General features: G+C 38.1%; 5 protein-coding genes and 1 riboswitch. All 5 genes read right to left on the bottom strand.

Annotated features, from left to right (window positions below; genetic code table 11):
- Window positions 1–2,810, bottom strand: a 2,810-nt coding sequence (locus C7N65_RS12405; RefSeq protein ID WP_158698140.1) for a Rib/alpha-like domain-containing protein, incomplete at its 3' end; no start/stop codon positions are given.
- A gap of 282 nt (window positions 2,811–3,092) precedes the next feature.
- The gene (gmpC, locus tag C7N65_RS12400; RefSeq protein WP_105994751.1) at window positions 3,093–3,938 is read right to left on the bottom strand and encodes a dipeptide ABC transporter glycylmethionine-binding lipoprotein; all 846 of its coding nucleotides are present in this window, start codon (window positions 3,936–3,938) and stop codon (window positions 3,093–3,095) included.
- Between the two features lie 23 nt (window positions 3,939–3,961).
- Window positions 3,962–4,621, bottom strand: a complete 660-nt coding sequence (locus C7N65_RS12395) for a methionine ABC transporter permease (RefSeq protein ID WP_105994750.1) — start codon at window positions 4,619–4,621, stop codon at window positions 3,962–3,964.
- A 1-nt stretch (window position 4,622) separates the two neighbouring features.
- Window positions 4,623–5,642: a methionine ABC transporter ATP-binding protein gene (locus C7N65_RS12390; RefSeq protein ID WP_105994749.1), complete on the bottom strand. Its 1,020-nt coding sequence runs from the start codon at window positions 5,640–5,642 to the stop codon at window positions 4,623–4,625.
- 119 nt (window positions 5,643–5,761) lie between these two features.
- A riboswitch (SAM riboswitch) is annotated at window positions 5,762–5,873 on the bottom strand.
- A 181-nt stretch (window positions 5,874–6,054) separates the two neighbouring features.
- Window positions 6,055–8,082: LPXTG cell wall anchor domain-containing protein (locus tag C7N65_RS12660; RefSeq protein ID WP_199790697.1), on the bottom strand; the 2,028-nt coding region annotated here is incomplete at its 5' end.

Raw genomic sequence — 8,082 nt, 5'->3', positions numbered from 1 at the left:
GGTGTCGCTGCTTGTCCAAATGGTTTCGTAATTGTACCTGTTGTTGGTTGGTACGTATCTGAGTCCTTCGGACCTACCGTAACTTTTACATTCACTTTATCTGTTGTTTTATCCGGATAAGTGACTGTCACTGGGACTTGGAATTCTCCTGACGTTTGACCGTTAGGTAATTTGCTTGTGTCCACTGTGTACGTTGGTTGTGTTCCGCCGGCTGGGAAGTTCGGCACACTTACTTTAGATTTCACTTCAGCTTCGTTTGTTGCTTGACCAAATGGTTTTGTGATTGCATCAGCAGTTGGTGTGTACTTATCTTTATCAGCTTGATTACCTGTTGTGACTGGTACATTGATTTTAGCTACTGATTTATCAGGATATGTGACTGTTACTGGAACTTGTACTGTTCCTGGTGTTTGGCCATCTGGTATCAATGAAGGATCATCAATAGTAATAACTGGTTGTTTGCCGCCTGTAGGGAAGTGAGGAATTGTAACATGTTGTTTCACTTCATCTTGAGTTGCTGCTTCTCCGAATGGTTTAGTAATACCAGTTGCTTTTGGCGGATATTTATTTGAATTAGTTGTATGAACGATTAAAGAGTCACCAGAAATCGCATTTCCTCCAACAACTAATAATGCTGTATAAATTTGTCCGTCTTTTGCATTAGATGGGATAGTAAATGCACCTAATTTTTCACCTTGGGCAATTGAAGAAAATGGTGCAGTTTTATGCACTACCTTACCTTCGCTTACCCACTCTATATGTGTCTCTAGTGGTGGAATTTTGCCATCTAACAATTTGATTATTGCTGCTGAACCCGGTTTTGCAGGTTGTGTAGTTGTATTAAAGTTTGTAATGTCCAGCATTGGTAAAAATGTCGGACTTTCTACAACCGCAAAGTTTACGTTTGCCCACTGTTGTCCAAGTGAATATGGTACTGGACTAGGTGCAAATTCAACGTTTAGATTTGCACGTCTATATTCAGGAGATGTAAAACCTGAGTAACTTTGGACTAAGTCCCCTTTAGGGTCTAAAACATAACCATATAAATGCTCCATATTTAATTTACCAGCATCGAACTTCGCTGCATAATTCCCCTCACTGTTCGTTGTCGCAACGACAGTTTGGGAAATATATTCAGGATGTGCTGTTAATAATTTTTTGGCCGCAGCAGGTCGTTGACTTTTCTCTAATTTGCTCACCTGCTCATCATAAGCTTTTGCACCCTCAGTTGTTAATGAACTCATAACAACTTTATAACCACTTGCTGGTTTATCTTTTGCACCTAAATTTGGGTTATAACTTGGACCAGATGCCGACGTTGCTTGGTCACCAGCCCCTGTCTCATGCCATACTTTACCTCTGACAGTATTTGCACCGTCAATTGCCATAATACCTGGAGCTGAAATATTACCTTGAGATTGTGTCCATTGAGATTTGTCCTTCACCATATAATGATCAGTTGGTATAACCGACATAAAAATTCCTGTACGTTGCATATTCGTACCAATTAAAGGAAATTGTCCTAAGTTATTTCCAGTTACTGAATTTACAAAAGACCCTGGATAAAATCCACCCGACTGACGCAACATTGTTGCTGTGTTGCCGTCTTTAGTTTTAAAATCATATATCCAAAAACGATAAGACTGACCAGCAACTGCTTTGTATAAATGGTTTTTACCAGTCGCATCTGTCCATCCATGTCTCAAATCAAAGGCATACGCTCCTGGACCATCTTGGGCTGCATCATCATTAATTCTATTATGTGTATAGGCACGATATATAGGCGAAACTGCACCATCTGTATCTTGCCATTGCATATAAACTGGTGTGTTGGCTGGAACAGGAGTTAGCTCATTTGAGCCAGTTGCTAAAGTACCTTTATCTGACATCCATGCACGTCCTGAAATTACATTAGGTTTCGAAGTTTCATCAGACCCTGATTTAATATAGCCATTATTAAATGCATCAACATCTATTACTTCTAATGCAGGCGGAATAGTCACCGCATATTTTGCATAACGTTGATCATTTAATACACGTTCAACTTTTGGTTTGGTATTCGTTAATACACCAATTGGTTGATTAGATTCATACTCATGTGTTAACTGATAAATGATTGCTTCACGAATTTCTTCTGGTGTCGCATTTTCAGATAAATTCAAACCTTTAATAATTTCTGTTGCTTGTTCACTTGAAACTCCTGCAGATTGTGCATAGAATTGTGTTGCTGTTTTAGCATCCACAACCTGTTCTAATTCAATTGCCTGAAGTACTGGTGTTGCTTGTACTGTTTCATCAATTTTTACTGGTTGAACTGTTTCTTTTACATTTTCAGCTGGTTTTGATTGTGTTTCTGTTGATTGCGCAGCCTTTACTTCTGCAATTTTGACTGCGTCTGTTTTATTTTGTGTTGCTTGTTTTTGTGGTTCAACAGAAGCTGGCTGTTCTACTTTAACTGTATCTCCTTTCTCTGAAGTTTGAGTTGTGTTTGCAGGTTCAGCTTTTACAGCTTCTGCCTGTGTTGCTGCGGTTGATTGCTCAACTGCAGTGTTCGCTTTTGATGCAGTTTCAGAAGTTGCTGCATCTGCTTTAGTTGGTTCAACGCTGGTGTCTTTATCTGGTGTCGTTGAATTTGTCGTTGCTGCTGTAGTTTCTTCAGCTGCTTTAGCATCTTGTGTACTTGCTCCAAAGAATAAAGAAGCACCGACTAAAATAGAAGCGGTACCTACTGTAAACTTACGAATAGAATATCTGTTGAGTCTATTCGGGAGAAAAGATGCTCTTTTCTTAGATGTCTGATTACCTTTCAAGTATGACACTCCCTAAATTGAATTGATGAACACAAATTAGTATAAAAATACAAAATAAGCACAATTTTACTCTTATCTCACTTAGTTATCTTATACGATAGTATTTTCACACCCCTTTGAATTGCACCAAATTGATTATATAATTTATCCAATTGTACATTACAGTGTTTTTTACTCTTTTTGACATTTTTTCGTCATATTTTTAATAAAAAGCACAAAAAGGCACACCATATTGATGGCATGCCTTAGAATTATGTGATTATTATTTAGCAAAATACTGCGTTATTTTTTCAAATCGTCACTGATTTTTTTGATTTCATCTTGTTTTAAGTCAACGATGATTTCACCGTCTTTTGTTTCTTCTTTTAATGCTTTGCGTGCTTCTTTAGAGTGGTAAAGTTCCGCAACTTTTTTCAACGTTTTATTATCTTTGTCTTTAGAGTTAACAGCGATAATGTTGATGTAAGGTTGTGAAGCTTTCGCGTCATCACTTTCTAAGAAGATTGGATCTTTTTTCGCATCTAAACCAGCTTTAGTTGCTACACCATTGTTGATAACTGAAATATCCACATCGTCTAATGCACGTGCTGTTTGTTGTGCATCTACTGCTTTAATGTCTAATTTCTTCTTGTTTTCAACGATATCTTTGATGCCGCCTTTTAAGCCGAAGTCTTTAGAAAGCTTGATGTAACCAGCTTTTTCTAAAAGTTTTAACGCACGTGCTTGGTTAGATACGTCGTTAGGAATAATCACTTTAGCTCCGTCTTTCAGTTCTTTAATATCTTTGATTTTTTTAGAATAAATACCAAGTGGCGCAAATACTGTTGTACGGATTGGTGTAATCTTTGTACCTTTGTTAGCTTTTTCATATTGATCTAAGAATGCAAAATGTTGGAATGCGTTCATATCGATATCCCCATCGTTCAGCGCTTTGTTTGGTACGTTATAATCTGAGAATTGTTTTACTTTCACTGTAATACCATCTTTTTTCGCTAATTCTGCAACTTTATCCCAAACTTTTGTTTCGTTAGATGCTACACCGACTGTAACTGTTTTGTTATCATCTTTCTTCCCGCATGCCGCAAGAATAACGACAAATGCGATTGCTAGTACTAATAATTTCTTCATTGAACGAATTGCCCCTTTTTAAATTAATTTCTTCTGATTTTCTTAGCTAATACATTCCCTAGAGATTGAATCAGCTGAACCATAATAACTAAGATAATGACTGTAATCACAATGACGATTGTATCGAAACGCTGGTAACCATAAGCTAAAGCTAAGTCACCAATACCGCCGCCTCCGACAGCACCTGCCATCGCAGTTGCTCCGATTAAACCGATAATTGCTGTGGTTAATGCTAAAATTAATGATCCTAATGCCTCTGGTAATAAGAAGTAGCGGATAATTTGAATAGGAGAAGCTCCCATCGCATTCGCTGCTTCAATCACGCCGGAACTCACTTCAAGCAATGAGTTCTCAACGAGTCTTGCAATGTACGGTGCTACATATACAGTAAGCGGTACAATTGCAGCTGCTGTTCCGATTGATGTACCGACAACTAATTTCGTAAATGGTACAATCGCAATCAATAAGATGATGAAAGGTACAGAACGCAGTACGTTAATCACCGGATTAAGAACATGATAAATTACTTTATTTTCCCAAATGCCGTCTTTCTTAGTGACAACTAGTAACACACCTAATGGAATACCGATTAATGCACCGATAACTAATGAAATAGAAACCATTAGAAGTGTTTGATATAAAGCTTCAAGTAATTGAGAAGAATCTAAAGTTGAACCGAGCATGCTATTTTACCTCCTCAAATTCAATATTATTTTGCTTCAAGTAATCAAAAGCACGTTGCTTTTCTTCATCTGAACCTTTAATTCGTAATGTCAGATAACCCACTGAAGTATCTTGAATGTCTGACATCGATGCATAGATAACATTCACATCCAGCTTGAAATCTTTAATTAATGTCTGAATCACTGAAAGACCAAGCTGCGAACCTTCCAAGTACACTTTGACATCTAAATAATTATTATCATCAGTTGGTAGTTGATGAATCATTTTATCGCTGATATCTGTACTGATAACGGTTGATACGAAGCTCTTAGCTGTCTTAGTCTTAGGATGGCTGAACACATCTAAGACACTGCCGAGTTCTATCACACTGCCTTGTTCCATTACCGCAACTTTATCGCAAATCTGTTGAATCACACTCATTTCGTGTGTAATTAACAAAATTGTGACATCAAATGTTTGATTGACGCGTTTTAACAAACGCAGAATCGAATCCGTTGTTGCAGGGTCTAACGCACTTGTTGCTTCATCACATAACAAGATTTTAGGATCCGTCACTAATGCACGTGCAATCGCAACTCTTTGCTTTTGACCTCCTGAAAGCTCATTAGGATACTGTGACCCTTTATCAGCTAACCCTACGAAATCAAGCATTTCTTCGACTTTTGCTTGTATGTATTGCTTCTTCTTGCCTTCAAGGATGAGCGGCATTGCTACGTTATTGAATACTGTTTTAGAATTAAGCAAGTTGAAGTGCTGGAAAATCATTCCGATATTCTTCTTAACTTTGCGCAATTCCTTTTTGTTATATTGATTAATATTATGACCATCTACAATAATGTCTCCTGATGTTGCATCTTCAAGCTTATTGACAAGTCGGATTAAAGTACTTTTACCTGCACCACTGTACCCGATAACCCCAAAAATTTCTTGTCGTTCTACAGTGAAACTAACATCTTTTAAAGCTTGAATTTCTGTTGAGCGTTTACGGAATGTTTTATTGACATCCTTGAACTCAATCATAGGTAAATCCCCCTCTAATAATTTGAAATGAATGAATTTTTCTTAATTTGTGATAATTCCAAAAGAAGAAAATCCCGAGGACTAATGAAACAAGTCCTCGGGATATAATATATCGGCTCGTCTCATCTTCACAGTATCTCACTGCAGGAATTGGCACAGTTATTAATGATTATCATTAATTCTGTTGCCGAGGCTTCACAGGGCCTGTCCCTCCGCCTCTCTGGATAAGAGTTATATTCAATTCATTTATATTCCATATCTTACAAACACTGAGTGAAAAAGTCAACATTATTTTTCAGAAAGTTACTTAAATTTATTCAATTCAAAAATTCTAAAATAGGAAAGCGTTTTCATTTGCTATTAAAAAAGAACCAGGCCGAAGCCTGATTCCTTTTATACTCAAATCATAGTATTATTCTTCATCTTTACGACGTTTTGATCCAAGTACTGATGCTGCACCTAAACCAGCAAGTAATGAACCATATAATAATGGTGCTGTTTCGTCAGAACCTGTATCAGGTAATGACTGTGCTGATTTTTCTGGTTGTTGTACTGGTGCTGCTTTAGGTTGTTTTACATTGTGATAAACCACTTTATGTTCTAGATGTTTACCAGCAAATTTATTTGTATCTTTTTGACCCACATTCACGTAATGTGTATGTCCAACAGATTTTGGTTGTACTGGAGTAGTTTCAGCAGTACCTGTTGGTACATTTGTATTACTGTTTGTTGTCGGTGCCACTGGTACTTGTGGTGTCACCGGTACTTGCGGTGCCACTGGTGCTTGCGGTGCCACTGGTACTTGTGGTGTCACTGGTACTTGCGGTGTCACTGGTACTTGTGGTGTCACCGGTACTTGTGGTTGTACAGGAACACTTGGTTGTGCTGGTACCAATGGAATCATTGGAATTGACACTTTTGGTGTGACTGGTTTTGTACAAGGTACGATAATTCTTGTATTATCTGCACATTGTAATACCACATTACCAATTGCATCATGGTTATATCCTACAATTGCAACAGGATATCCATAAGCATCGCATGGAATTTCAACACGTTGACCATCACTGAAGATGATTACATTTGTGTTATATCCATCAATGTAGTTATTAACGATATATGCAGGTGGAGTTGGTACTGCGTTTCTGCCATCACGTCCATCTCTGCCGTCGCGGCCATCACGACCGTCAATACCGTCGTTACCTCTTAAGACTGTTATTGTATTGCCGTCGCTGAACTCAACAATCGTATTGCCATCATGGTCAAAGTGGTAATCTTTTACAGATACTGATGTACCATCTTTACCTTTTGGAATTGTGACTTCACGACCGTCACTGAAGACAACGATTGTGTTTCCGTTTGGATCAACTTTTTGTCCGACTACAGTGATTGATTTGCCATCTTTTCCGTCTTTGCCATCTTTGCCTTTTAAGACTGTGATAGTATTGCCATCGCTGAATTCTACAACTGTGTTGCCATCCGCGTCAGGATGTGAATCTTTGACTGTTACAGATGTACCGTCTTTGCCTTTTGGAATTGTGACAGAGTTTCCATCGCTAAACTCAACAATTGTATTACCGTTCGGATCAACTTTTTGACCTGTGATAGTAATTGATTTTCCGTCTTTTCCGTCAACACCGTCGCGTCCATCTTTACCGTCTTTGCCTTTCAAGACAGTAATTGATTTGCCATCACTGAATTCTACAACAGTATTACCGTCTGCGTCTGGATGTGAACCATTCACTGTAACAGATGTACCATCTTTGCCTTTTGGAATTGTAATTTCGCGTCCGTCTGAGAACGTTACTTTAGTATCACCATTTGGTTGAAGCTCAGATTTAACTACAGTGATTGATTTTCCGTCTTTTCCATCTTTGCCAGGAAGACCTTGATCTCCTTTATCACCTTTCGCGATTGTAACTGAAGTACCGTCGTTAAAGTTCACAACAGTATTACCATCTGCATCGCGTGAAGTTGAAACGATAGAAATTGATTTTCCATCTTTTCCATTTGGTACTACGATTTCGTGTCCATCGCTGAAGACTACTTTCGTATTGCCATCTGGTTGTACAGTTGATGATGTGATTGTGATAGATTTTCCATCCTCACCTTTGTCGCCTTTTGTACCTTTAGGCACTGTGATTTCATGGCCATCACTGAAGACTACTTTAATATCGCCGTTTGGTAATGTTTCAGTATTTGTAATGCTTACTGAAGTACCATCTTTGCCTTTTGGTACTGTAACTTTAGAACCATCACTGAAATCAATCGCAATATTACCATCTGCATCTGGTTCAGCTTTAGTAATTGTAATTGATTTTCCATCTTGGCCTTTAGGGATATTGATTTCACGTCCATCTGAGAATGTCACTTTAGTTGTACCATCTGGTTGAACTGCAGTACTTGTGATTGTTACAGATGTACCGTCTTCACCTTTATC

Origin of the sequence: Staphylococcus simulans, assembly GCF_002994445.1 — a bacterium.
GTDB classification, from domain to species: Bacteria; Bacillota; Bacilli; order Staphylococcales; family Staphylococcaceae; genus Staphylococcus; species Staphylococcus simulans_B.
The sequence above is the reverse complement of the archived record's forward strand: the minus strand, read 5'-3'. Positions and strand labels throughout refer to the sequence as shown.

Bases quoted from the DNA above. Each gene is read 5' to 3' on its own strand.
- gmpC (WP_105994751.1), bottom strand. From the start codon at position 3,938: ATGAAGAAATTATTAGTACTAGCAATCGCATTTGTCGTTATTCTTGCG.
- C7N65_RS12395 (WP_105994750.1), bottom strand. From the start codon at position 4,621: ATGCTCGGTTCAACTTTAGATTCTTCTCAATTACTTGAAGCTTTATAT.
- C7N65_RS12390 (WP_105994749.1), bottom strand. From the start codon at position 5,642: ATGATTGAGTTCAAGGATGTCAATAAAACATTCCGTAAACGCTCAACA.